This window comes from Sinobaca qinghaiensis, assembly GCF_003610495.1.
Classification (GTDB): domain Bacteria; phylum Bacillota; class Bacilli; order Bacillales; family Marinococcaceae; genus Sinobaca; species Sinobaca qinghaiensis.
On record NZ_RAPK01000006.1, the window covers coordinates 584,920 to 607,247 of the forward strand.

Below are 22,328 nucleotides of genomic sequence, written 5' to 3' on the forward strand. Positions count from 1 at the left end.
CAGCTATGCTCTTCCAGTGAATTGGAAGCTATAATTACAAAGTATTACATATTTAACGAGATAATGACGGGATTTCAATTTCGATTACACTCTGCTAACAAGCGTGGAAAATCTATTGTATTAAGAGATTCAGCTGTCTATACTTCAACTAGTCAAACAGACACTATTGCCATTCAGAGAAACAAAAAATAAACTCAGGAGGTGAACGAGCGTTAATTCAAGAAAGCCGCAATATGAAATACATAGATTTATCGAGTTATGGGGATTCGGGACTATGTTTTGCCAACGGCCAATTGATATTCTAACGCTTCGTACATTTATGAAAAAATTTATCTTAACTTCAATCGTGGGCACAGCCCTTTTAGCAGGACCCGTTGCAGGAGCAGATGCTGCAGTAGGCGATCAGACACTACGTGATGGAATGAATCATTCCGACGTATCCGAGCTTCAGGAATTGTTAAATGAAAAAGGACATGATGCAGGTTCCGTAGACGGCATTTTCGGTCCTAATACAGAATCTGCTGTAAAATCTCTTCAGTCTTCTGAAGGATTAAGCGTAGACGGTGTTGCCGGCAATAATACATTTGATGCTATGAATCTGGAAGCAGCCGGAAATACCGGATCAAGTGCTTCTTCAGAAAAAGTAGCAGGCGCGTCTACATCAGAAGCTTCCCAGTCTGCTGGATTTATTAATCCTGCAAACGGACCGGTAAGCTCTGAATACGGCCCACGCGGCGGCGGCATGCATAACGGTATCGATGTTGCGTCCGGCGGCCAGTCTAATATAGCGGTTAAATCAGCTGCTTCTGGTACAGTCAAGCAGGCAACAACGATGAGCGGTTATGGTAATACGGTCATTGTAGAACACACAGTAAACGGTCAGACGTATGAAACCCTTTATGCCCACCTCGCTTCAATTAACGTTTCTGCCGGACAGAGTGTCGGCCAGGGCGAATCTGTCGGCGTAATGGGCAACACAGGCCAATCAACGGGTACACACCTGCACTTTGAAATTCACGAAGGCGCATGGAACGGTGCTAAATCAAATGCCGTGGACCCAAGAAATTATGTAAGCTTCTAAATAATATTCAATCAGCCTGTTCCTAGTCGGAACAGGCTTTTTATATTTTTATTTAATTAATTATTAGAAAATTGAAAAATATATGTTTCAAGTGTATAATAAATGGATATAGTATGTACAACTATTGTTTAATAGTTGGTTGTACATTCCCCGTCCCTGAGACACGAATCTCAATAGAAAGAAGGGAAAGGTATGAAAAAGTTTGCTGGATCGATGTTAACTGGTGTGCTGGCATTTGGGTTGGTTGGAGGAGGCACGGCGCTTGCCGACAGTCATGATACGGATGATGGTTCATCAGAAGACACCGGAATGGTAAGAATTGTTCACGCATCCCCTGATGCACCGGAAGTCGATGTATATGTCGATGGTGAAGCAGTAGTTGAAGGGGCGGCATTCAAGGATGCAACTGATTATTTGGAAGTACCTGAAGGCGAACGGGAAGTAGAGATTTTTGCAGCAGGTGAAAACGGTGAAGGAGATCCTGTTCTGGCAGGAACGCTTGATGTAGAAGATGGTGAAGCTTATACAGCTGCGGCTACCAACACGCTTGAAGAGCTTGAGCTGACTGTGCTTGAAGATAAGCAGGATACAGCAGAAGGTATGGCGGATGTAAGAGTGGCCCACTTCTCCCCTGATGCACCGAATGTTGACGTGGCCGTTACAGACGGCGATATTTTGTTTGAAGACGCACCATTTACCGGCGTAACGGATTATCTTGAAGTGGAGGCAGGTTCTTATGACCTGGAAGTACGGCCTGCCGGCACAGAGGATGTAGTACTTGATCTTGCCGGAACTGAGCTCGAGGAAGGCATGAGCTATTCCGTACTGGCTGTTGGTTTTGCAGAAGGTGATCCTGCCCTTGATGCCATTGTACTGGCAACTCCTTCTAGTGACAGCATGCCATCTGAAATGCCACAGACCGGCTCAGGCGGAACAGATAACACGATGATGTATGTACTGGCAGGCCTGATGGCAGCTGGTCTTGGAGCTGGATACTATGTACGCCGCCGCGCGGGCGCTTCTTCATAGTATTGTCTTCGCTTTCCTGATTCTTTTCTTGACCGGAAGTTCAGAAGAATTTCTGGAAGCGGAAACAGAGTATGCGCCGCAGGCATCAATAGACGGAGCCGAAGCAGCAGAATCCACGAGTGGGGCAGAGACGATTTCTGTTTCTTCGCAGCAGTCCGTTTCCCCCGCAGCTATCAGAATAAATGCGATTGGCCTGGACGCCGAAGTGGATGAGATGGGATATACAGAGAGTGGAGGCATGGAAGTCCCGGATAACGGAGAAGATACCGGTTGGTTTTCGCCGGGATTTAAACCGGGTCAGCAGGGAAATGCAGTAATAGCGGGACATGTAAATGACCGGTCCGGGCCTGCTGTATTTTACCACCTGGATAAACTCCAACCCGGCGACCTGATAGAAGTGACCGGTGAAGATGGAGAAAAGGTGACGTTTGAAATGGAATCCGCTGCGTCTTATCCGTATGACGATGCGCCGATTCAACAGATTTTCGGTGCCTCGAATGAAAGAAAACTGCAGCTGATTACATGCACGGGAGAGTTTGATAATGATGCCGGTACCCATCGCGAAAGACTGGTAGTTACCGCATCAGCTGTGGAAAACTAAAAGAGAGCCGGCTTTCTGTAAGCCGGTTTTTCTTACGTGAAAAAACAGCCTCCGGTTTTAGAGCCGGCGGCTGTTTTTGGTTACATATTAGCTTGATCAAGATCGTATTCATTAGAGCGGATCATCGTCAGCATAGGGTGCTGCTGAAGAGTGATAAGGGATGCGGCAGCTTTGGCAAGAGCTTCATCCTCAGACAGGCTGGAAATGTTTGCGAACGTTTTTTTCTTGAACGTATCTTTCCCGGTGCTGTCCGTACCTGTATAAAATTCGATTACCAAACGGGATTGCTGTATTTCAGTCATTAAGAAAATCTCCTTTCACGAATGGGGATGAGGGGGAAGGATGGATTTCAGAAGAGGAAGCGGGACGGGGAGGGGCCTGATGAACAGTATAAATCAGCATATCCAGCTTTTTTTCCATCCGGTGCAGGAGGTAAAAAGCAATGGCGGCTGAAATACCGTGATCGCTCATTACTTGAATCCAGAGGTCTGCATTCACAACTGTATCTCCTTTGAGTTTGAATAAGAAAATTGTAAGCCGGTTACGGGCCGGCTTGACTATTCAAATTATGCTTCAAAAATAACATCAACGCTGCGGTCCACAATACGGGCATCCCGCTTGCCGACGAAAAGACCGCCGGAGGAGGTGAAAGCAGCAGATGCAATAACAGCATCCATTGCGGCTTCTACCGCAATCGGGTCAGCTGGTTCAATCGGCTGGTCCAACGTAATTGTTACTAGTTTACCTTCTTCGTTTTCAAAGCGCAGTTCAAGTCGTTTATTCATTATAGGGGACAGCTCCTTTAGTATAATTATATAGTTTTTTTAGGCGAGATGGTGAAGACTGTATTCATTTGTGCGGACAATAGCGGAAACGGGAAGCGATTGAAGAGAAGCGAGAGCCTGGGCAGCTTCATACAGCGGAGCGCTGTCTGCGCGGTTGCGGATCTGTTGAAATGATTTGGATACAAATGATTCTTTTCCTTCTTCTGTAAGACCTGCGTAAAATTCAATGGTCAGCTTTGACTTAATGGCCTGATTCATCGTGCGTCACCTCCTTTCACTCTCTATATAGAAGCGGAGCGGAGAAAAGGGGGAGGCGGGGCAGTCTTTTTTTAATTTTTTCAGCGCCATTTTCCTCCACGACTTTACCGTAGAAGAAGAAACGCCATGCAGTGCGGATATCTGCTGAATGGTTCTGCCGTAAATAATCGCTTCAACGACCCACGTTTTTTCCCTGGCAGAAAGAGAATGAAGGTAGTCCTCCAGGGATTCCTCTGCTGCGGCCGGAGTTTCCGAAAAGCCGGAAATGAGCCCTTCCGCGGCTTCGTCCGTCAGCCATGTGTGCTGCTGGTCGTAAGTGGCTTCCCGGCGCAGGTGGGTAAGCATCTCCCCGCGCACATAGCTGAAAGCATAAGTAGAAAAGGTTCCTTTGCTCTCGTTAAATCCCTGCCAGGCTTTCCACAGGGCAATTTGTCCGATTTGAATAAATTCTTCTTTGTTTTTATGAATATGAAGCCGGTTGATCATTCCCCCGATAAGGGGCATGTAGTCTTCCATTACTTGTTCAAAAGCAGTATTCTGCATGATAAACCTTCTCTGGAGTGGCGCGCCTTCCGTATATTCCATGGTAGGCTTATCATACTGCGGCCGGGGTGAATGAAGCTAAGCGCTTATTATGAAGCTGGTGTTTCCTTTTTTTATCCACGGGACCGTATGCCATAGTTGAAGAAGATCGGGACTGAAAAATAAGATAAAAAAGTCTCCCTTTTGGAAGGAAGACTTTCGGGTTATTCATTTATGCCTGTTTCAGGCCGATTCCTTTTATAGAGGATTCCTTAAGCTGAAGCGTGACCGTATCGCCGGGAGCAAAATTCTGAAGAATGTCAGCGTGTACGGTAAGATCTGTTTCTTCAACGGAAACAGTGTACTGAATATAGGTGCCTTGAAACTGTACATTTTTAATTACTCCCTGAAGGCCGTCTTTTTGAACTTCTCCTATAAGAATCAGTTCATCCGGCCGGGCGGGGAAGATAGATTTTTTTTGAAAAAATGGAGCGACTTTTGGTTTTTCCCAGAACGTATGAGATCGATTAAAAGGGTGAAAGGTAGAATGGTTCCAGACGCCGGGTATGATATTCGCTTTACTGACAAAAGTGGCAGCAAAAGCAGTGGCTGGATAATAATAAATACCTCTTGGGGTGCCGGCCTGTTCAATCTGCCCATTCTGCATAACGACGATCCGGTCTGCCATAGCAAGAGCTTCCTCCTGATCATGTGTCACATAAACGATAGTAGCACCGGAGTGTTTATGAATGCGTTGAATTTCCTGGCGCATGGCACTGCGCAGCTCTGCGTCCAGACTGCTCAAAGGCTCATCCATCAAAAGCAGGGAAGGAGAAGCTACAATAGCACGGGCCAAAGCCACTCTTTGCTTCTGGCCGCCGGAGAGCTGGTGGGGCATTCGGTCAGCGAATGCAGTCATACCCGTTAAGGAAAGAACTTCTTCTACGCGTTTTTGTTTATCGTTTTTGCTCATTTTTTTAGAGGAACGGTGCTGGAGCGGGAACATAATCTGCTCTTGAACCCGCATATGAGGCCACAGGGCAAAGGATTGAAAAACCATTCCAATGGAACGTTTCTCTGGAGGAAGAGCTTCGGAGGCGTTGGCTGCCATTGTTTCCCCAATAGTGATTTCTCCGTGGGTAGGCCGGTCAAATCCTGCTAAAAGTCGAAGAAGAGTCGATTTTCCACAGCCGGATGGCCCTACAATAGCCACAAACTCTCCTTCTTTTACTTCCAGGTTTATATTCTGTAAGGCATGTAAGTCTCCGAAAGATTTGGTAACACTGTGCAGACGTGTACTCATGCTGTAACCCCTCTTTTCTCCAACCTTTTTTTAAGTAGTAACAATCCAATTCCTATAACAGCCATACCGCCGACAATAAGGGAGGAAAAAGCTGTGGAATGAGTAGTATAACCTGCCTGTTCAAATTGAAAAATCATAACGCCGATCGTTTCATTTCCTGAAGACCAAAGCAGTGCTGAAACAGTTAATTCTGCCAGGGCTGAAAGGAAAACAAGGAAAGCACCCCCTGCCAGACCGGACAGCATAAGCGGAATCATGATTTTTCGCCATAATGAAAAGAAACCGGCTCCGCTGCTTCTGGCAGCTTCCTGCATAGATTGGCCGATCTGCATAAAAGCTGTAGTGCTGGCACGTCCCTGCAATATAGTAAAGCGGGTGATATAGGCAATAATTAAAATCCATATACTTCCATACACGCCGGGATTCCAGCCCGGTACCGGCTGCATCCAGGTAAAGATCAGCGCAAGCGCAAGTACCGTTCCCGGAAGCGCATAAGGGAGAGCTATACTAAGCTCAGCACTCTTGGAGAAAGCGGAAGGGCGGTACACCCGGAAATAGGCAATGGTGGTACCGATAACTAATGCAGCAAAAGTAGTGATCAAAGCCAGGGTAAGACTGTTCGTTATCGCTCCGCTTACCTGACTGTTTCCTGCAAGCAGAAAACGATAATGCTCAAAGGTGATAGTATCCAGACGGAAGGGAGCGCCAAAAGCCGGCGACAGGGAAGCAGCTGCCATAGCGGTTAATGGAATGATGCTGATTATAAATAGAAAGGACCAAATGATAATTTCTGCGTATTTCCTGTATTTCCCAAAAGTGAAACGGGGAGCTGTATCTTCGTAAGATGTTTCATGGTTCTGTGACTTCTTGGTTAAAAGCCACTGAAAAAGCGTGCCGATCAGTGCTGCAGCTCCTAAAAGAGAGGCCAGGACAGCGGCTCTCGAAAAAGCCTGCGGTCCAAATCCTGCTATTTCCTGATAAATAGCTGTGCTCAGCACAGGTATATTTGCCGGGATGCCGAGAAAAGCAGGGATACCAAAATTGTCCAGGCTGGCCAGAAAAGCAAGCAGACCGCCTCCGGCAAGCCCGGGCAGAGCGAGCGGCCAGTATACGGTGCGGAAAGTCTGCCATTTTCCTGCACCTGAAACCCGTGCTGCTGCTTCGAGTTCCCGGGGAATACGGCGTAAAACGCTGACGGTGAGCAGATAAACCAAAGGGAAGTGGGAGATACTTAATACGAAAATGATGCCCCCCATACTATATAAATTAACAACAGCTATATCACCGGGGAGTTTTTCCAGCAAAGCAGCCACCCAGCCATTGCTGCTGAAAAGCTGCGTCCATGCCAGCGTTACAATATAAGAAGGAATAACAAAGGGAAGCAGAATGAAAAGATGCATGATTGACTTGCCGCGGATATCGCTGTACGCAACGATAATTGCTGCAAGCAGACCGCCGCCTGCAGAAAACAAAGTAGAAACCCCGACAATGATTACCGTGTTCCAAAGCGTGGTCCAGGTGGAAGCCTCCCGCCATACTTCCTGATAAACAGAAAAAGTGAACCCCTCTTCTCCTGAAAAGCTTAATTCCACTAATCGCAGGAGCGGCAGTACGAAAAAGATAAACAGTAATAAAAGAGAGATCCCGCCAAAAATTCTACGTTTTGCCAAAGCAGATAGGAGAAAAGAGAGGGGAGGCGTTCCCCTCTCTTTTTTTAAGCCGGTGGAATGGAACATAATACAGCACCTTTCTTGTCTGGAAATAAAAATCTACTTTCTCATTAATGCTGATTACTGTGCCCCCGTTATATCACTAAACGTTGTTTTGTCTTCTTCTCGTGAATCCAGCAGAGTTTTAACATCTTGAGACATTATCTGAAGCTCATCCATCGTTTTCAGGCCTTCCGGCACTTCTACGTCATCACGAAGCGGTGTATATCCCATATCAGCAGCTAACGTTTGTCCTTCTTCGGAGAGAATAAAATCGACAAATGCCTGAGAAGCTTCTACATTATCTGATGCTTCTGTGATGCCGACTGGTTCTGTAATCACAGGCACTCCTTCTTCCGGATAAACAAGTTCCACTGGAGATCCTTCGGCTTTAGCATTGGCAGCAATAAAATCAACAACCATTGCATAAGATTTTTCACCGGAGGCAACAGATTGGAGAGCACCGCCATTTCCCTGCACAATAGTTACATCGTTATCGGAAAGGTTTTCAAAGAAGTCCCATCCAAGACCTTCTTCCCGGCTTATCACTCCTGCGTTATAGGCGGCAGCTCCGGAATAAAGAGGGCTCGGCATAACGGTCTGACCCGCTGTTTCCTCAGCGGTAAGATCCTTCCAGGAAGAAGGCATCTCCTCGACTTCATTCGTATTAACGGCAAGTATAGTGGCCATCGCTTTAGTTCCGTAATACATTTGATCCGGATCTATAAACTCTTCAGATATATTTTCTGCTTCCGGCGAATCATAGGATTGAAGGAGATCCTGCTCTTTCAGGCTTTCAAATGTGACGCTGTCTGCAAGAAGAAGAACATCGGCTTCTACGGATCCGGCCTGATTTTCCGCCTGTACTTTGCTTACTACTTCTTCAGTTCCGGAGCGGTATAAGTTCACCTCAATGTCGGGATGAGCCTCATTAAAGGCTTCTATCAGTGCATTGGCGTCCTCGTCGGGCTGGGATGTATAAAAAGATAATTCTTCCCCTGAGCTGTTATTGTCCCCGCTGTCAGCTTCGGATTCTGCACTGCCGCCACATGCAGCAAGTGATAATAGAGACGCACCGGCAGTAAATGCAAAAAGAACTTTTTTCATATGTATAACCTCCTCGTTTATATTCATCATAAATGTGGAATATGTAGAAGAGGTTACGTTGATGTAAGGATTCATAAAGTTCAGGTAAATATATAAAAATAAAACAAATACCAGGGGGCTTATAGCATGTTTGACCGATTCAGAGGCAAAAAGGAAAAAGATCTCAATAAAGAGGACTATCAAAAAGGATATAAGAAGTTTGAAGGACAGGCCGAAGAATATTACGAAGATAAAAATAAATCAAAAGGCCTTTTGAAAAAAGCAAAAGGCAAGGCAGAAGATAAAAAAGAAGAGCGTAATTTATCCGACGTATGGGAGGATCTTCAGCTGATGCTGCAGATGTTCCGTTCCTGGATCAAAGGAGATTATACTGAGCTTGATAAAAAATCCATCATCATGGTAATAGCAGGAATACTGTATTTTGTTTCCCCGATTGATTTAATCCCGGACTTTATTCCGGTTATTGGGTTCTTCGATGATGCAGCGGTTATTGGATTTATCGTAAACCGGCTGACTGATGAAGTCGATCATTTCCGCCTGTGGAAACAAAAACAGGGAAAATAAACGAAAAAAGGGCGCGGAGCATTGGCTTCGCGCTCTGTTTGTATATTAAGAGGAAACAAAGGAACGACGCTGCTCGGGAAGGGAATGCAGGCCGGATTTCTGCAGATAGTCAAGGTGTCTCGACAACAGGTCGTTGTTCTCGGACTGATCGAGCCCCTCGAGGACGACAGGGAGGCTGGTTTTGGAAAGAATGCTGAGCATATCCGGCAGGTGGAGACGTCCTTCGCCGAGTGCAACGTGATATTTATCAAGCGATGTGTCACTTAGGTGGATCTTGTTGACCCGTTCTAATTTTTTCAGGTAATCATATGGATTAATGGTCAAAGGAACGTGCGCCGTATCAAAGGTCACTTTTACTTCTTCCGGCAGAAAATGGCTCAATGCGTTGATCTGCTCCGGTTCGGAGAACAGCTCTTTTGGCGTTTCCTCCATTTGTTCAAGCGAAAGCGTGCATCCATAGTCTGCCGCCTTCATTGCAAGCTCGATATAGACACTCAGGCTGTGATTCATCAGGCCGGGTGTACTCTGGCGGCCGGGGTGGACAGTAACATTGTGAGCGCCCAGTTGTTTGGCGAGTGCGAATGATTTAGAAATTTCCTGGACGGACTGCCGGCGGATGCCTTCATTGATGGAATGTATATTTATATCCCAGCTGCAGGCATGCAGCGTGAATTTAAGGCCAAGTTCCTGCTTGAGCGAATAGACAGCAGCGGGTGATTCCTGCTGGAGCCAGAACTGCTCCGCCCAGATTTCTACACCCTCTGCACCGATACGGGAAGCTTCCTGAAGAATATCGGCAAATGGTTTACCCCACATTAACGAAGATGAAAAATATAATTTCATTCTTTTCCTCCTTCAGCTCTAGTCTATCTTTCTAAAGCTATCATACAACTTAAAAATCAAGCTGGTATGAAGAGAAGGTAAGGAAATATAAAGATTGTGTAAAGAACCCTCAGCTGACAATATCCCGGGTGTTGTCATACTGTTTATATGCTTCGGTTTTCATAATGTTTTCCAGGATAACAATGGTGTGCCACACATCTTCAAAAGAAGTATACAGCGCGACGGGGGCAAGGCGGATGCCGTTGGGCATGCGGAAGTCGGGTACGACTCCTTCATTTTTTAAAGCCTTGCAGATTCCGGCGGCTGCCGGATGTTCGATGAAAAGATGGGCGCCGCGCCGATGATGCTCCACCGGGCTGACAATAGTAAAGCCATGTTCTGCCAGCTTTTCTTCTATCAGGCTGGTCATATAATCCGTCAGCTGAAGAGACTTCTTCCGGATTGCCTGTATCCCTGCTTCTTCAGTGATTTCAAGAGAGCCAAGCAGCGGAGCCAGACTGAGCACGTGCGGAGTGCCGATCTGGAAAGCACCTGCATCGGAAGCCGGCGTCATCGTGTGATCCATGTCGAACTGTTTTTCTTTAGCCGAACCGAACCACCCAGCGAGACCGGGCATCCGGCCGCTGTGTTTTTCATGCACAAACAATGCACCGACGCTCCCAGGGCCTCCGTTCAAATGTTTATACGTACACCAAAAGGCAAAATCGGCTCCCCAGTCGTGGAGCTGATGAGGTACGGCGCCGGCCGAGTGGCTGAGATCCCATCCAATGATAATGTCGTTCTTACGGGCGGCTTCAGTAATGCGCTGCATATCAAGCACCTGCCCGCTCCGGTAGAGCACGCCGGGTAGAATGGCGACAGCAGTCTCCTCAGTCATTGCAGCGATAATATCATCTTCCTCCAGCATAAACCCATCCCGGCTTTCTATTTGAAGAAGCTGATCGGCAGCCGTAAGCCCTTTCTGTTCGATCTGGCTTTGAATGGCGTAGATATCAGAGGGAAACGTAAGCGCGTCTGCTATTATTTTTGTTTTCCGTCCCTCCGGCTTGTAAAAAGAAGCCAGCAGCTGATGAAGATTAACCGTTGTTGATCCTGTTGCAATAACTTCATGGGGCAGCGCTCCGGTGATCCCGGCCATCTGCTGTCCTATATGTTCGGATAGGTAATACCAGGCATGCGTGCCGGAAGTCCATCCATTAATCCCGAGCGTTTTCCAGCTTTCCATCAGCTCGAGCGTTTTTGCTTCTGCGCGTCTGGACATCAGCCCAAGCGAATTTCCATCCATATATAACACACCGGATTGAAGGTGGAACTCTTCTCGAAATGAATAAAGAGAGTCATTTTCGTCCATTTTCTTTGCGTAGTCGAGACTTAGGTCCATCGAATCTTCCTTTCAGGTGCAGGTTGGTTTTAGTATAGCAGGAAACCAGCAGGGGCATACAAAAAAGCCCTCTTTTCCAATGAGAAAAGAGGGCGGTAAAAGCTTATTGTACCTGAAGATGTTCATTTAATTCAGTAGAGATTCCCTGAATGGTCTGGTCTGGAATTTCCATGTAATAAATGCCATCAATGGTTGCATCTTCTCCGCGCATCTGCGTTTCTTCCAGATTATGGCGTGCGGCTCTGTAGTTGGACTGCACCTGTCTCATCTCTTCAAACGTGAAGCTTGTCTTGGCATTGTCTCCAAGAATCTCGAGAAAGTCATCGATTTTTGTAATGTTGGAAATCTGGGCTCCTTCATTAATAACAGCATCAATAACCTGGCGCTGGCGTTCGTTACGTCCGGCATCGCCCTGTGGATCTTCTTTACGCATTCTTACAAAAGCAAGCGCTTCTTCCCCGCTTAGTTCAATTTCGCCTTCCGGAAACGTATAGCCGCCGTACTCAAAGGAAAGTCCATTATTGACAGTTACACCGTTTACCATATCCACTGTATCAATAAAGCTTTCCATATTTACCGTTGCGTAGTAATCAATTGGAACATCAATAAAATTTTCTACAGTATCCATAGCAAGTTCTGCTCCGCCGAACGCATAGGCGTGATTAATTTTATCCTGGCCGCGGCCTTCAATGTTAACGAGACTGTCACGGGGGATACTGACCATTTTTATAGATTCGAGTTCTGGATTAACGGTCATGACGATCATCGTGTCGGAACGACCGCTCGTGCTTTCTTCTGAATCAATACCGAGAAGCAGCATAGAGAAGGGATCACCGTTACTCAGGTCGGGTTCGCCTTCCCGCAGCTCGCTGGTTCTTCCAATAGGATCGTGCATTTCTTCGGCTGTGCTGGCCGTGGATTGGAATAAGTAAAAGAGGTAGGCTGCGATGCCGATAATGACAACACCAAATATGACAGCAGTAATAATTAAGAATTTTTTCATACGCTTCTCCTATTCGCTGATTTTTCCCTGACGGGTTTCTATAAATAATTTTCAGAGCCATTTTTTAATGTTCTGTCGGCAGGGGGATAGAGTGCTAGATTTCCAAATGCTCTTTCAATTGATCGGATACTTCGTTTTTTCTCTGCTCGTTGAGTTCCAAATAATAAATATCGTCCTGCATAATGCCTTCGCCTTCCAGCTGAAGGGTGTCAATGTTGTGGCGGGCCGACCGGTAGTCCGATTGAAGCTCGCGCATGTCGGCAAATGTCAGGCTGGTCCGGACATTGTCCTCTACGATAGTTAAGTAGTCCTGAATACGGGTGATGGATGAAATACTTGCACCTTCCTGAATAACAGCATCAAGCACCTGCCGCTGCCGCTCGGTTCTTCCCAGGTCTCCCTGCGGGTCTTCATAGCGCATACGTACAAAAGAGAGAGCTTCTTCTCCATCAAGCGAAATTTCGCCTTCCGGATAGGAATGACCGTTGTCTTCAAAGGAAAGATTGTTTTGAACGGTCACGCCTCCTAATGTATCTACAATGTCTTCAAAACTCTGCATATTGACCGTGGCAAAATGATCAACCGGTACATCAAGGAGACCTTCCACGCTGTCCATTGCCATCTCTGCCCCGCCGAACGCGTAGGCATGGTTGATCTTGTCTTCTGTGCCCCGGCCGGATATTTCCGTTAATGTATCTCTTGGAATGCTCACCATTTTAATGGATTCCTTTCCCGGATTTACGGTTAAAAGTATCATCGTATCGGAACGTCCGCTGGTGGATTCTTCATCGTCCACGCCCATAATAAGAAAGGACAATGGCTGTGGATTCTCTTCATCCTCCTCTGTAGAGGTGCTTTCAGCATTATCCCCGGAGCTGCTGTTTTCTTCCGTATTAGATGGCTCTCTTAGTTCGCTTTCCCGTGCTATTGGTTCGTGAATATCATCAGCTGTCTGACTCAGCTGATCGTACAAATAAAGAGCATATCCACCGCCGGCAAGCAGCAGAGCGATGAAGATGCTTCCAAAAATAATCATAGGTCTGCTCATATGTAGTAGGTACTCTCCAATCTTTCACATAAAATATGAAAATATACAATAAATGCAAGTATAAGCTACTTCGTTCTTAATGAAAAGATACGGCATATCAAAATAAAAGTTTCAATATATGGAAGGAACAGTAATCTGGACCTATACAGCCGTCCTGATTCAATGATTTCCTGTGAAAAGTGGAAAAAGAATGTATATAGATCAGAATGTTTTCTTTATACACTGGAAGTAGAAAAACAGCTCTATAATAAGAGAAAAGCGGGAGGGCGAATCAGATGGAAAAAGGATTGAAAATAGCTGTGATAGGCGGAGGATCAAGCTATACCCCCGAATTAGTGGAAGGATTTATCAATCGGCATCATGAACTGCCGGTCCGGGAATTGTGGCTTGTGGACATTCCGGAAGGAGAAGAAAAATTAAATATTGTCGGGGAGCTGGCCCGGCGGATGGTCATAAAAGCAGGAATCGATATGACTATTTATTTAACGTTAGACCGCAGGCAGGCCCTTGCTGGAGCTGACTTTGTGACGACCCAGTTCAGGGTCGGCCTGCTTGCTGCCAGGCAGAAAGATGAAGCAATTCCATTAAAATATGGGGTGATCGGCCAGGAAACAAACGGACCCGGGGGTCTTTTTAAAGCACTGCGTACCATTCCGGTGATATTGGAGATTACAAAAGACATAGAAGAGCTTTGTCCGGAAGCATGGCTCGTTAATTTTACTAATCCTGCCGGAATGATTACAGAAGCTGTTCTCCGTCATTCCAACATTAAAAAAGTGGTTGGTTTATGTAATGTGCCTATCGGAATGAAAATGGATCTGGCAGAAGTGCTCGGAGTGGAAGCGGACCGGCTGGAAATACAATTTGCCGGTTTAAATCATATGGTCTACGGGCTCGATGTATTTCTGGACGGCATCAGCATTAAAGAAAAAGCCCTCGCGGCAGCGTCTGATCCCGGGAAACAAATGTCGATGAAAAATATTGCAGCGCTGGGCTGGGAGCCGGATTTTATTAAAGGCATCGGCGTGCTGCCCTGTCCGTATCATCGTTATTACTATAAAACCGATGAAATGCTTGCAGAAGAGCTGGAAGCTTTCGAAACGACGGGGACCCGGGCAGATGTAGTAAAAGGAGTGGAAACGGAGCTGTTTGATCTTTATAAAAACGTGGAGCTGCAGACAAAGCCGGAACAGCTCGAAAAGCGGGGCGGGGCTTACTACAGCGAGGCTGCCTGCAGCTTGATTAACTCGATTTACAATAACAAACAGGACGTGCAGCCGGTCAACACAAAAAACTGCGGAGCGATAGCCGGTATTCCATATGATTCTGCCGTAGAAGTAAACTGCATCATTACAAAAGAAGGTCCAAAGCCAATAACGGTAGGAGAGCTTCCTGTTGCAGTGAGGGGACTGGTCCAGCAGATTAAATCATTTGAGAGAACAGCAGTGGAGGCTGCTGTCTCAGGGGATTACTACAACGCTTTGACCGCTATGGCAATTAATCCGCTCGTTCCATCCGACACAATCGCCAAATATCTTCTGGATGATATGCTCGAAGCCCACAAAGACTATCTCCCCGCTTTTTTTCATTCGGAAAAAGCGTAAAAAAAGTAAATAGAATACAAGGCACTGTTTCTTTTTCAACAGCCTGTAACCCCCCCCCTCAAACATAATGAGGGGGGTTTGTCTGTAAAGATTCTTTTCCAGTTTTTCGATTGATCTGTGCTGAATCATTTACCGGAGTACTTGAAATATAAAAGGCGGCCGCCCGGGGCGTGTGGAGCCTGATGTTTATTTTTAATAAGTAAAGGTAATAAGTATCAAAGATTGATTTACAAAATGAAGGAGGAAACAAAAAATGAAACACGATATAAAAGGAAAAATCGGTCTTGGTACGGCTCCATTAGGAAACATGTACCGCAAAATTTCGGAGGAAGAAGCAACTTCCACGATAGAATCTGCCTGGAGCCAGGGCATCCGCTATTATGATACAGCGCCCTTTTATGGTGCTGGGCTCTCCGAGAGCCGTTTAGGTGACGCATTAACTGCGCATAAGCGCGATGAGTATGCATTAAGCACGAAAGTAGGACGTGTTATCTCTGATGAGACAGAAGAGAAAAGCGGACTGTTCGAGCTTGGCAATCCAAATAAAATCATTACGGATTTTAGTGAAGATGCAACGTTACGTTCTATTGAACAAAGCCTGGAACGCTTGAAGACCGATAGGCTGGACTTCGTTTATGTACATGACCTCTCTCCGGATTTTCTTGGTGAGGGTTGGAAGGAACACTTTGAAACAGCTAAAACAGGTGCTTTTAAAGTGTTGACCCAGCTTCGCAAAGAAGGCGTAATTTCTTCATGGGGACTGGGCGTAAATACAACAGAACCTATTGAAATGGCTTTAGAGCTTGAAGATACGCTGCCTGATTTATGTCTGCAGGCTACGCAGTATACGCTGCTCAATCATCATGATGCACTGGAACGCCTGATGCCTTCTGCTGAAGAAAAAGATGTGGGTATTGTAGTTGGGGCGCCTTATAATTCAGGTGCGCTTGTAGGCGGATCCCATTACAATTATCAGCAGATCACTCCTGACATTAAAAAGAAAGTCGAACAGATGCAGGAAATAGCAGACCATCATAAAATAGAGCTGAAGTCCGCTGCGCTGCAGTTCTCTTTAGCACACCCGGTAACCAAAGCGGTTATCCCTGGTTCAAGCCGTCCGGATCGTATGGCGGAAGATATTAAAGCGACAAAAGAGGAGATTCCGGCTTCTTTCTGGTCCGACTTAAAAGACCGCGGGCTCATTTCAGATAAAGCACCACTTCCAGTTGGTAAATAAAAAGCACCGTATAACATGTAACAAAAAGGCCGCCCCGGGATATTTCACGGGGCGGCTTTTACATATCATGGATCTTTCTTATCTTGAACGCGCTGCATCAATTAAAAGAATAAAGCCGGTGATAAGGTGCATAACCATTCCTACAAAAGGAATAACCGCAATAATGGAAGTGACAATCCCAAATATGCTGCCCGTGGTTCCCGTCATTTCTCTTCTGCATATTAAGAGAGTAATAATATGGAGGATCAGCATAATGCCCAAAGGGCCGTAGCCGAATCCGAGTACAATAGACGCTCCAAGCAGGGGAATACCCAGCAGAAGCTCAAAAGCACCTGTCAGCCATTTCATCGTGTTAGATAAATCCAATTAGACTCACCACCTCGTTTTGTTTACTGCCTGTAAGTTTACTATGTTTTACTTAAAGAGGATACAGGATAAACCTGGCACGTTTATTTTTAATGATTTTTAAAAAATAAACGCCTCTTTTATTAAATAGTTACGTCAAATGTGACAAAAACGTTTCAGAAAATGAAATTCAGGGAAAGAAAAAATAGTCATTAACTTAAGGGGGATGAAAGATGGAAACGAACAAGAATAGATGGCTGATTGCTTTATCAGCAATAGCTATCCACCTTTCTATTGGATCGGTGTACGCATACAGTGTCTATCAGAATCCACTGAACGACACATTAGGCTGGGCAGTTTCGGATGTCAGCCTGGCATTTACTGTTGCTATTTTCTTTCTGGGAATGTCCGCTGCATTTTTAGGATTTTTCGTAGAGAAATACGGACCGAGAATATCAGGGTTTGTAGCAGCAACTTTGTTTGGAATTGGAACACTGGGAGCAGGCTGGAGTATTCAGCTTGAAAGCCTTCCTATGTTTATTGCCTTTTATGGCGTTATTGGTGGAATTGGACTGGGTATTGGATACATAACTCCCGTTTCAACGCTGGTAAAATGGTTTCCGGATAGACGAGGCCTGGCAACTGGTATGGCCGTAATGGGTTTTGGTGCTGGAGCGCTTATTACGAGTCCCGTAGCCGAGTTTTTAATGGGAGCAGTCAGCATACCGGGTGCATTTTATATTCTCGGTACTGCCTATATTATTATGATGGTAGCAGGCGCAAGCTATCTGAAAAGACCGCCTGAAGGCTGGAAACCGGCAGCAATGATTGAAAGAGAGAAACAGGAAAAAGAAGAAGGTAAAAACGATACAACAGAAGAAAAGAAAAAGGAAGAGCCTTCGGGAGATTTATCGCAGCTTAAAGCCAATGAGGCTATTAAGACGCTCCGGTTTTATCTGTTATGGCTGATTATGTTTATCAATATATCAGCTGGTATTATGCTTTTAGCCGTAGCATCAAGCATGACGCAGGAAATTACCGGATCAACGGCGGCGACCGCTGCGACGATTGTAGGTATCATGGGACTTTTTAATGGACTGGGACGAATTGTCTGGGCGTCAGCTTCCGACTATTTAGGACGGACGAATGTGTTTACTATATTCTTTTCTATTCAGGTAATCGCATTTTTTGTTCTGCCGCTCGTTACGAATGTTGTTCTCTTTGGTATACTGCTATGTATTATTATCTCCTGTTACGGAGGCGGGTTTGCCTGTCTTCCGGCATATATCGGAGACTTATTCGGTACAAAGCAGCTTGGAGCCATTCACGGCTACCTGTTGACCGCATGGGCTATGGCCGGTATTGCCGGACCAACCATCGTATCTTCTGTAGTAGAAGCAACAAACAGTTACGCTATTTCCTTTTATATTGTAAATATTATGCTGATAGTTGCTCTTGTCTGTGCGATTCTCCTTCGCTTTAATGTGAAGAAGGTCCGCCGTCAGAACCAGACACAGGCAGCATAAATTTTCTTTCCGCGCCGGGTCCAATAGACCCGGCGTTTTTTTATGCGGCAGAAAGATAGTGATAACATTTATTTTTTAAGAAAAAATCGCCGTGGTACAATAGAAACATTATATTAGCAGAGGTGCGATGGGAGATGCTGCGTAAATCAAATGGAAGAAGGCCGCTGCCATTAACAACATGGATTACTTTTCTTGTGCTGGCGGTATTAATACTATCTTTAAGCGTAACGAGTATTTTAGTAGCAGTTGAAGCAGCTGCGACTACAAGAGAAGACCAGGCAGACCAGGCTTCCAATTTGGCCGTTTCCGTATCTCGGTCGCCTCTTACCGTGGAGACGCTCGCCGACGGCGTAGAAGAAAGTCCCGAACTTCAGCAGTATACGCTGGACGTGCAGGAAGCGGCGGGGGTGGAGTACATAGTAGTAATGAACATGGATCATATTCGATTGACCCACCCGAACGAAAACCGGATTGGAGAACGGTTTGTAGGAAATGACGAGGATGATTCTTTCGATGGAGAAACCTATACGTCCATTGCGGAGGGAACCCTCGGTGAATCGATGCGTGCGTTTGTTCCGGTCTGGAATGGAAGTACCCAGGTGGGAGTTGTAAGTGTAGGGATACTTATGGACAATATTAACAGTGAAGTACTTTCAAGCCAGCGTGATATTTATATAGGTAGCGGAGCGGGTCTTTTAATCGGTGTTGCCGGAGCTGTATGGCTGGCCAGGAGAATTAAAAAAACCATGCACGGCATGGAGCCTGCCGAAATTTCCCAGCTGGTGGAAGAACGTGAATCGATGCTTGCTTCAGTCCGGGAAGGTATCATAGCGATTGACCAGGACGGCTCTATCATATTGGCCAATCGTGCTGCCGCTGCCATGTTTAAAAAGGCAGGAATCTATGGAGATCCGCTCGGTCATGATGTGAAAGAATTTCTTCCTGATTCCAAATTGACGGAAGTGCTAGTGCATGGAAGGTCAGAATTCGATGAAGAGCAGAGTTTAAATGGCATGGATATCGTCGTTAACCGGGTTCCTGTATATGCAGAAGGCAGGCTTGTTGGAGCGCTCGCAACGTTCCGGGATAAAACTGAGCTTACGGCTGTTATTAAGCAGCTGAGCGGTGCAAAGGCCTACGCTGAAACACTACGCGCCCAGACTCATGAATTTATGAACAAACTTCACGTTATGTCAGCTATGGTATTTACAGAATCGTATGAAGAACTGAAAGGCTATATTGATCAAATTTCGCATACGTATCAGACGGAGGTGGGCTGGGTCACAAGATATATCAGTGATCCTGTCATTGCGGGGTATTTAATGAATAAGCTTAACTACTTTCAGGAAAACGGCGTGCTTGTGTCGATGGAAGGGGACGAGCCGTGGCCGCTGCTAGAAGAGCCCGCCTATCTTGATACTGTTATAACAGTTATCGGGAATCTGACTGATAATGCATTTGAAGCAGTAAAAGATGTTGACGAAGCAGAGATCATTATAGCGATTGACTACCAGAGCGGTGTGCTTCACTTTTCTATAGAAGACAACGGCTCCGGTATTGAGAAAGAAGAGCTGGATGATTTGTTTGTCAGAGGCTTTTCTACAAAGGGCACCGACAGAGGATACGGATTATATTTGTTGAAAAATGCACTGGATGCGGTTGAAGGGACACTTGATGTTTCTTCTGAACCACAGCAGGGCTCTGTTTTTCACGTGAAAATACCATTTAGGGAGGCCCCAGATGATACAGGTCCTGATTATTGAAGATGACCCAATGGTGGCAAAGTTCAATAAAATATATACAGAAAAAATTCCAGGTTTTCAAGTAGCGGCGGAAGCTTCCGGCGTGGAAGAGGGCTGGAGAGCTCTTGAATCACACTCTATCGATCTGCTGCTTCTGGATGTTTATATGGCAGGAGAGAATGGCATTGATATGCTGGTCAGCCTGCGGAAAAAAGAGGTGCCTGTTGATGTTATCGTCGTCAGTTCCGCCAATGACAGGGCCTCTATTGAGAGGGCCCTTCGATATGGGGCAGCCGATTATTTAATCAAGCCTTTTGATTTTGACCGCTTTAAGGAAGCGCTGGTCCGTTATAAGGAAAAAACAGCGTGGATGAGGGATGCTCCATCATTGGAACAGGAAGCGCTGGACCATTTTATTATTAATCGTACAAATAAAAACCAGGAATCCCAGCCGCTTCCAAAAGGTTTGACAAAAATTACTTTTCAGCGAATTATAAAACAAATAGAGCATAAAAATGGAAATTGGTTTTCCACCGGAGAGCTTGCCGAGGATACCGGGATTTCGAGGGTGTCGTTACGTAAATATCTGCAGTATTTGGAAAGCCTGGAGGTGCTGCTTATCGATGCGAGCTACGAAGGAACAGGACGTCCGCTTCGGCAGTATAAGGCAAATCCGGAAAGAGCGGCCTTTTTTAACGACCCGAATGAAAAGTAAGAATGTTTGCTCTATGATCTGAATAATAGGAAAAGAAGTTCCAAAATCCGGCGCAGGTAACCAAAAGGACTCGCTTTTCTTGCTTACTTTAGTTACAAAAGGGTTCGTTTAGTTACATAAGGTATACAAAGAAAGCTCAATCCGGTAAATTAAAAGAAAACGTTTACATAATTGTGAAGAGAGGGTGGGTATCATGATTGAATCAGCACAATCCATGTGGAAAAGTCTTTGGAAGTCACACTATCAGACAAAACGGCTTCTAAAGTTTTCCCAGGTTAATAAAGCTGGGGAAATAGCAGCTTCCACAGACAAAAAAGGAGATTCTACTGCTTCGGCTGCTACAGGAGGGCCGGATGGTAACGAACCGAAACCAGCCTACACGAGAGCTCAGCTTGTCGGCCTTATTCTTGGTCCTTTATTATTTTTAATGGCTATGTTTTTCTTTAATCCTGCTGATCTGGCATACGAAGGTCGTGCCGTTCTGGCGGTAACGCTGTGGGTGGCAACCTGGTGGATTACAGAAGCCATTCCTATTCCTGCGACTTCTTTGCTTCCTATCGTTCTGCTTCCTATTATCGGGGCAATGGACAATGAAACAGTCGTTTCCGCTTATGGTAATGATATTATCTTTCTTTTTCTCGGTGGTTTCTTTATTGCTACAGCCATGGAGAAATGGAATCTCCATAAACGAATCGCCCTGTTTATTATCAATTTAATTGGTGTCAGCACGAATCGAATTATCCTCGGTTTTATGCTTGCCACAGGATTTTTATCGATGTGGGTATCCAATACGGCTTCCGTTATGATGATGATACCGATTGGTCTTGCCATCGTGTATCAGGTAACGCAGGCATTGAAAAATGAAGAAGGACATGAAAGTGACTTAAAAAAGTTTGAAAAAGCTATTATATTTGGTATCGGTTATGCCGGTACCATTGGTGGACTGGGTACGTTGATTGGTACGCCGCCAAACAGCATTCTGGCAGGTACAGTCAATGAACTATACGGCGTACAGATTTCCTTTGCCGGTTTTATGGCATTTGCAGCGCCTCTTGCCGTTATTATGTTATTTGGAACATGGGTATTTTTAACGAAGTTTGTTTATAAGATTCAGTTAAAACAGCTGCCGGGCGGCCGTGAGCTTATTCATTCTGAAATGAAAAAGCTGGGACAGACAGCATTTGAAGAAAAAGCTGTACTGGCGGTTTTCACATTCGCTGCTTTTATGTGGGTAACCCGCTCCTTTTTGTGGGCTGATCTTGTTCCTGAACTTACGGACGGGATGGTAGCGATGACAGCCACTGTTCTATTGTTTATTATTCCTGCTTCAAAGAAAAATGAAAGCAGAATTCTTGAATGGAAGGATTCCAAAGAAATTCCCTGGGGTATTTTACTTCTATTCGGCGGTGGTCTTGCACTTGCGGCAGGCTTCAGCGGCACCGGACTTTCCGAGTGGATCGGGGAGGGGCTGACAGTACTGGAAGGCGCCAACCTGTTATTGATTATCTTTGTTTCTGCGCTGCTGGTTCTTTTCCTAACAGAAATTACTTCAAATACAGCGACAGCAACGATGATTCTTCCGGTTGTTGCGGCACTTTCCGTAGCGCTGGATGTACACCCGTATGCTTTAATGGTTCCATGTGCGCTTGCAGCAAACTGCGCCTTCATGCTTCCGGTGGGAACTCCGCCAAACGCAATTATATTTGGTACCGGGAAGTTAACCATTCTTGAGATGGTGAAAAACGGTTTCTGGCTCAACGTCGTCGCCGTCATCATTATTACGCTGGCCGTCATGTACCTGCTTCCTCTTATGTGGGGAGTGGACCTGACAACCATTCCAACGAATTTCCAATAATCCAGACTTTAAAGAAGACACCTTGCGGGGTGTCTTCTTTTTTTTGACAGGGTGGAAATGATGAAAACAA

At 45.7% G+C, this 22,328-nt stretch carries 22 protein-coding genes and 1 pseudogene; 10 read left to right on the forward strand and 13 right to left on the reverse strand.

Translation table 11 applies throughout. From position 1 onward, the window contains the following. The first annotated feature begins 274 nt into the window (after positions 1 to 274). From ATL39_RS03175 to ATL39_RS03185, 3 genes are all read left to right on the forward strand, one after another. Positions 275 to 1,081, forward strand: coding sequence for a peptidoglycan DD-metalloendopeptidase family protein (locus tag ATL39_RS03175; RefSeq protein ID WP_120191833.1), 807 nt, complete (start codon positions 275 to 277; stop codon positions 1,079 to 1,081). Between the two features lie 192 nt (positions 1,082 to 1,273). Continuing rightward, positions 1,274 to 2,110, forward strand: coding sequence for a DUF4397 domain-containing protein (locus ATL39_RS03180; RefSeq protein ID WP_120191834.1), 837 nt, complete (start codon positions 1,274 to 1,276; stop codon positions 2,108 to 2,110). Beyond that, positions 2,079 to 2,711 (forward strand): class F sortase, encoded by a 633-nt coding sequence (locus ATL39_RS03185; protein ID WP_120191835.1) that lies wholly within the window; start codon positions 2,079 to 2,081, stop codon positions 2,709 to 2,711. The genes ATL39_RS03180 and ATL39_RS03185 overlap by 32 nt, the downstream gene beginning before the upstream one ends. 80 nt (positions 2,712 to 2,791) lie before the next feature. On the opposite strand, the gene ATL39_RS03190 is transcribed toward ATL39_RS03185, so the two are convergent. The 8 genes from ATL39_RS03190 to ATL39_RS03225 all read right to left on the reverse strand — a co-directional run bounded on the left by ATL39_RS03190 (position 2,792) and on the right by ATL39_RS03225 (position 8,395). Beyond that, complete coding sequence (locus tag ATL39_RS03190; protein WP_120191836.1) at positions 2,792 to 3,013, reverse strand: DUF1659 domain-containing protein; 222 nt, start codon at positions 3,011 to 3,013, stop codon at positions 2,792 to 2,794. After that, on the reverse strand, positions 3,006 to 3,209 hold the full coding sequence (locus ATL39_RS03195) for a YvrJ family protein (protein WP_245960901.1): 204 nt from the start codon (positions 3,207 to 3,209) through the stop codon (positions 3,006 to 3,008). The genes ATL39_RS03190 and ATL39_RS03195 overlap by 8 nt, the downstream gene beginning before the upstream one ends. A gap of 68 nt (positions 3,210 to 3,277) precedes the next feature. Continuing rightward, positions 3,278 to 3,496, reverse strand: a complete 219-nt coding sequence (locus tag ATL39_RS03200; RefSeq protein WP_120191837.1) for a DUF2922 domain-containing protein — start codon at positions 3,494 to 3,496, stop codon at positions 3,278 to 3,280. 39 nt (positions 3,497 to 3,535) lie between these two features. Continuing rightward, positions 3,536 to 3,754 carry a DUF1659 domain-containing protein gene (locus tag ATL39_RS03205; protein ID WP_120191838.1) on the reverse strand — a complete coding sequence of 73 codons (219 nt, stop codon included), beginning with the start codon at positions 3,752 to 3,754 and terminating at the stop codon, positions 3,536 to 3,538. A gap of 6 nt (positions 3,755 to 3,760) precedes the next feature. Further along, positions 3,761 to 4,297 carry a sigma-70 family RNA polymerase sigma factor gene (locus ATL39_RS03210; protein WP_170146822.1) on the reverse strand — a complete coding sequence of 179 codons (537 nt, stop codon included), beginning with the start codon at positions 4,295 to 4,297 and terminating at the stop codon, positions 3,761 to 3,763. Positions 4,298 to 4,508: 211 nt separating this feature from the next. Beyond that, complete coding sequence (locus ATL39_RS03215; protein ID WP_120191840.1) at positions 4,509 to 5,579, reverse strand: ABC transporter ATP-binding protein; 1,071 nt, start codon at positions 5,577 to 5,579, stop codon at positions 4,509 to 4,511. Beyond that, positions 5,576 to 7,315 carry an ABC transporter permease gene (locus tag ATL39_RS03220; protein WP_120191841.1) on the reverse strand — a complete coding sequence of 580 codons (1,740 nt, stop codon included), beginning with the start codon at positions 7,313 to 7,315 and terminating at the stop codon, positions 5,576 to 5,578. The genes ATL39_RS03215 and ATL39_RS03220 overlap by 4 nt, the downstream gene beginning before the upstream one ends. 54 nt (positions 7,316 to 7,369) lie before the next feature. Further along, complete coding sequence (locus tag ATL39_RS03225; RefSeq protein ID WP_120191842.1) at positions 7,370 to 8,395, reverse strand: ABC transporter substrate-binding protein; 1,026 nt, start codon at positions 8,393 to 8,395, stop codon at positions 7,370 to 7,372. Between the two features lie 384 nt (positions 8,396 to 8,779). Here ATL39_RS03225 and ATL39_RS17535 point away from each other — a divergent pair. Beyond that, positions 8,780 to 8,887 (forward strand): annotated as a pseudogene (locus tag ATL39_RS17535) (YkvA family protein); the annotation flags it as partial. 117 nt (positions 8,888 to 9,004) lie between these two features. On the opposite strand, the gene ATL39_RS03235 reads toward ATL39_RS17535, so the two are convergent. The 4 genes from ATL39_RS03235 to ATL39_RS03250 form a co-directional block, all read right to left on the reverse strand. Continuing rightward, positions 9,005 to 9,802 carry a sugar phosphate isomerase/epimerase family protein gene (locus ATL39_RS03235; protein WP_120191844.1) on the reverse strand — a complete coding sequence of 266 codons (798 nt, stop codon included), beginning with the start codon at positions 9,800 to 9,802 and terminating at the stop codon, positions 9,005 to 9,007. Between the two features lie 109 nt (positions 9,803 to 9,911). Next, on the reverse strand, positions 9,912 to 11,183 hold the full coding sequence (kynU, locus tag ATL39_RS03240; RefSeq protein WP_120191845.1) for a kynureninase: 1,272 nt from the start codon (positions 11,181 to 11,183) through the stop codon (positions 9,912 to 9,914). A 103-nt stretch (positions 11,184 to 11,286) separates the two neighbouring features. Then, entirely contained in the window at positions 11,287 to 12,186 is a 900-nt protein-coding gene (locus tag ATL39_RS03245; protein WP_120191846.1) for an LCP family glycopolymer transferase, read from the reverse strand. Between the two features lie 94 nt (positions 12,187 to 12,280). Further along, positions 12,281 to 13,234 (reverse strand): LCP family glycopolymer transferase, encoded by a 954-nt coding sequence (locus tag ATL39_RS03250; protein ID WP_120191847.1) that lies wholly within the window; start codon positions 13,232 to 13,234, stop codon positions 12,281 to 12,283. Between the two features lie 275 nt (positions 13,235 to 13,509). Between ATL39_RS03250 and ATL39_RS03255 the strand changes: the two genes are divergently transcribed. Together ATL39_RS03255 and ATL39_RS03260 are read left to right on the forward strand one after the other, a co-directional pair. After that, complete coding sequence (locus tag ATL39_RS03255; RefSeq protein WP_120191848.1) at positions 13,510 to 14,838, forward strand: 6-phospho-beta-glucosidase; 1,329 nt, start codon at positions 13,510 to 13,512, stop codon at positions 14,836 to 14,838. 253 nt (positions 14,839 to 15,091) lie between these two features. Then, positions 15,092 to 16,075, forward strand: a complete 984-nt coding sequence (locus ATL39_RS03260; RefSeq protein WP_120191849.1) for an aldo/keto reductase — start codon at positions 15,092 to 15,094, stop codon at positions 16,073 to 16,075. Between the two features lie 78 nt (positions 16,076 to 16,153). On the opposite strand, the gene ATL39_RS03265 is transcribed toward ATL39_RS03260, so the two are convergent. Then, complete coding sequence (locus ATL39_RS03265; protein ID WP_245960902.1) at positions 16,154 to 16,441, reverse strand: hypothetical protein; 288 nt, start codon at positions 16,439 to 16,441, stop codon at positions 16,154 to 16,156. Positions 16,442 to 16,653: 212 nt separating this feature from the next. Here ATL39_RS03265 and ATL39_RS03270 point away from each other — a divergent pair, with 212 nt between their 5' ends. The 4 genes from ATL39_RS03270 to ATL39_RS03285 all read left to right on the forward strand — a co-directional run bounded on the left by ATL39_RS03270 (position 16,654) and on the right by ATL39_RS03285 (position 22,258). Continuing rightward, positions 16,654 to 17,946: an L-lactate MFS transporter gene (locus tag ATL39_RS03270; RefSeq protein ID WP_120191850.1), complete on the forward strand. Its 1,293-nt coding sequence runs from the start codon at positions 16,654 to 16,656 to the stop codon at positions 17,944 to 17,946. A gap of 134 nt (positions 17,947 to 18,080) precedes the next feature. Beyond that, positions 18,081 to 19,709: a DcuS/MalK family sensor histidine kinase gene (gene dcuS / locus ATL39_RS03275; protein WP_120191851.1), complete on the forward strand. Its 1,629-nt coding sequence runs from the start codon at positions 18,081 to 18,083 to the stop codon at positions 19,707 to 19,709. Continuing rightward, complete coding sequence (locus ATL39_RS03280) at positions 19,687 to 20,403, forward strand: response regulator (protein ID WP_120191852.1); 717 nt, start codon at positions 19,687 to 19,689, stop codon at positions 20,401 to 20,403. Before dcuS ends, ATL39_RS03280 begins: the two co-directional genes overlap by 23 nt. A gap of 193 nt (positions 20,404 to 20,596) precedes the next feature. Continuing rightward, positions 20,597 to 22,258 (forward strand): SLC13 family permease, encoded by a 1,662-nt coding sequence (locus ATL39_RS03285; RefSeq protein WP_120191853.1) that lies wholly within the window; start codon positions 20,597 to 20,599, stop codon positions 22,256 to 22,258. Positions 22,259 to 22,328: the final 70 nt, after the last annotated feature.

Excerpts from the sequence above, each read along its gene's own strand:
- ATL39_RS03175 (WP_120191833.1), top strand. The coding sequence starts at position 275 with ATGTTTTGCCAACGGCCAATTGATATTCTAACGCTTCGTACATTTATG.
- ATL39_RS03180 (WP_120191834.1), top strand. The coding sequence starts at position 1,274 with ATGAAAAAGTTTGCTGGATCGATGTTAACTGGTGTGCTGGCATTTGGG.
- ATL39_RS03185 (WP_120191835.1), top strand. The coding sequence starts at position 2,079 with ATGTACGCCGCCGCGCGGGCGCTTCTTCATAGTATTGTCTTCGCTTTC.
- ATL39_RS03190 (WP_120191836.1), bottom strand. The coding sequence starts at position 3,013 with ATGACTGAAATACAGCAATCCCGTTTGGTAATCGAATTTTATACAGGT.
- ATL39_RS03200 (WP_120191837.1), bottom strand. The coding sequence starts at position 3,496 with ATGAATAAACGACTTGAACTGCGCTTTGAAAACGAAGAAGGTAAACTA.
- ATL39_RS03205 (WP_120191838.1), bottom strand. The coding sequence starts at position 3,754 with ATGAATCAGGCCATTAAGTCAAAGCTGACCATTGAATTTTACGCAGGT.
- ATL39_RS03210 (WP_170146822.1), bottom strand. The coding sequence starts at position 4,297 with ATGCAGAATACTGCTTTTGAACAAGTAATGGAAGACTACATGCCCCTT.
- ATL39_RS03215 (WP_120191840.1), bottom strand. The coding sequence starts at position 5,579 with ATGAGTACACGTCTGCACAGTGTTACCAAATCTTTCGGAGACTTACAT.
- ATL39_RS03220 (WP_120191841.1), bottom strand. The coding sequence starts at position 7,315 with ATGTTCCATTCCACCGGCTTAAAAAAAGAGAGGGGAACGCCTCCCCTC.
- ATL39_RS03225 (WP_120191842.1), bottom strand. The coding sequence starts at position 8,395 with ATGAAAAAAGTTCTTTTTGCATTTACTGCCGGTGCGTCTCTATTATCA.
- ATL39_RS03235 (WP_120191844.1), bottom strand. The coding sequence starts at position 9,802 with ATGAAATTATATTTTTCATCTTCGTTAATGTGGGGTAAACCATTTGCC.
- kynU (WP_120191845.1), bottom strand. The coding sequence starts at position 11,183 with ATGGACCTAAGTCTCGACTACGCAAAGAAAATGGACGAAAATGACTCT.
- ATL39_RS03245 (WP_120191846.1), bottom strand. The coding sequence starts at position 12,186 with ATGAAAAAATTCTTAATTATTACTGCTGTCATATTTGGTGTTGTCATT.
- ATL39_RS03250 (WP_120191847.1), bottom strand. The coding sequence starts at position 13,234 with ATGAGCAGACCTATGATTATTTTTGGAAGCATCTTCATCGCTCTGCTG.
- ATL39_RS03255 (WP_120191848.1), top strand. The coding sequence starts at position 13,510 with ATGGAAAAAGGATTGAAAATAGCTGTGATAGGCGGAGGATCAAGCTAT.
- ATL39_RS03260 (WP_120191849.1), top strand. The coding sequence starts at position 15,092 with ATGAAACACGATATAAAAGGAAAAATCGGTCTTGGTACGGCTCCATTA.
- ATL39_RS03270 (WP_120191850.1), top strand. The coding sequence starts at position 16,654 with ATGGAAACGAACAAGAATAGATGGCTGATTGCTTTATCAGCAATAGCT.
- dcuS (WP_120191851.1), top strand. The coding sequence starts at position 18,081 with ATGCTGCGTAAATCAAATGGAAGAAGGCCGCTGCCATTAACAACATGG.
- ATL39_RS03280 (WP_120191852.1), top strand. The coding sequence starts at position 19,687 with ATGATACAGGTCCTGATTATTGAAGATGACCCAATGGTGGCAAAGTTC.
- ATL39_RS03285 (WP_120191853.1), top strand. The coding sequence starts at position 20,597 with ATGATTGAATCAGCACAATCCATGTGGAAAAGTCTTTGGAAGTCACAC.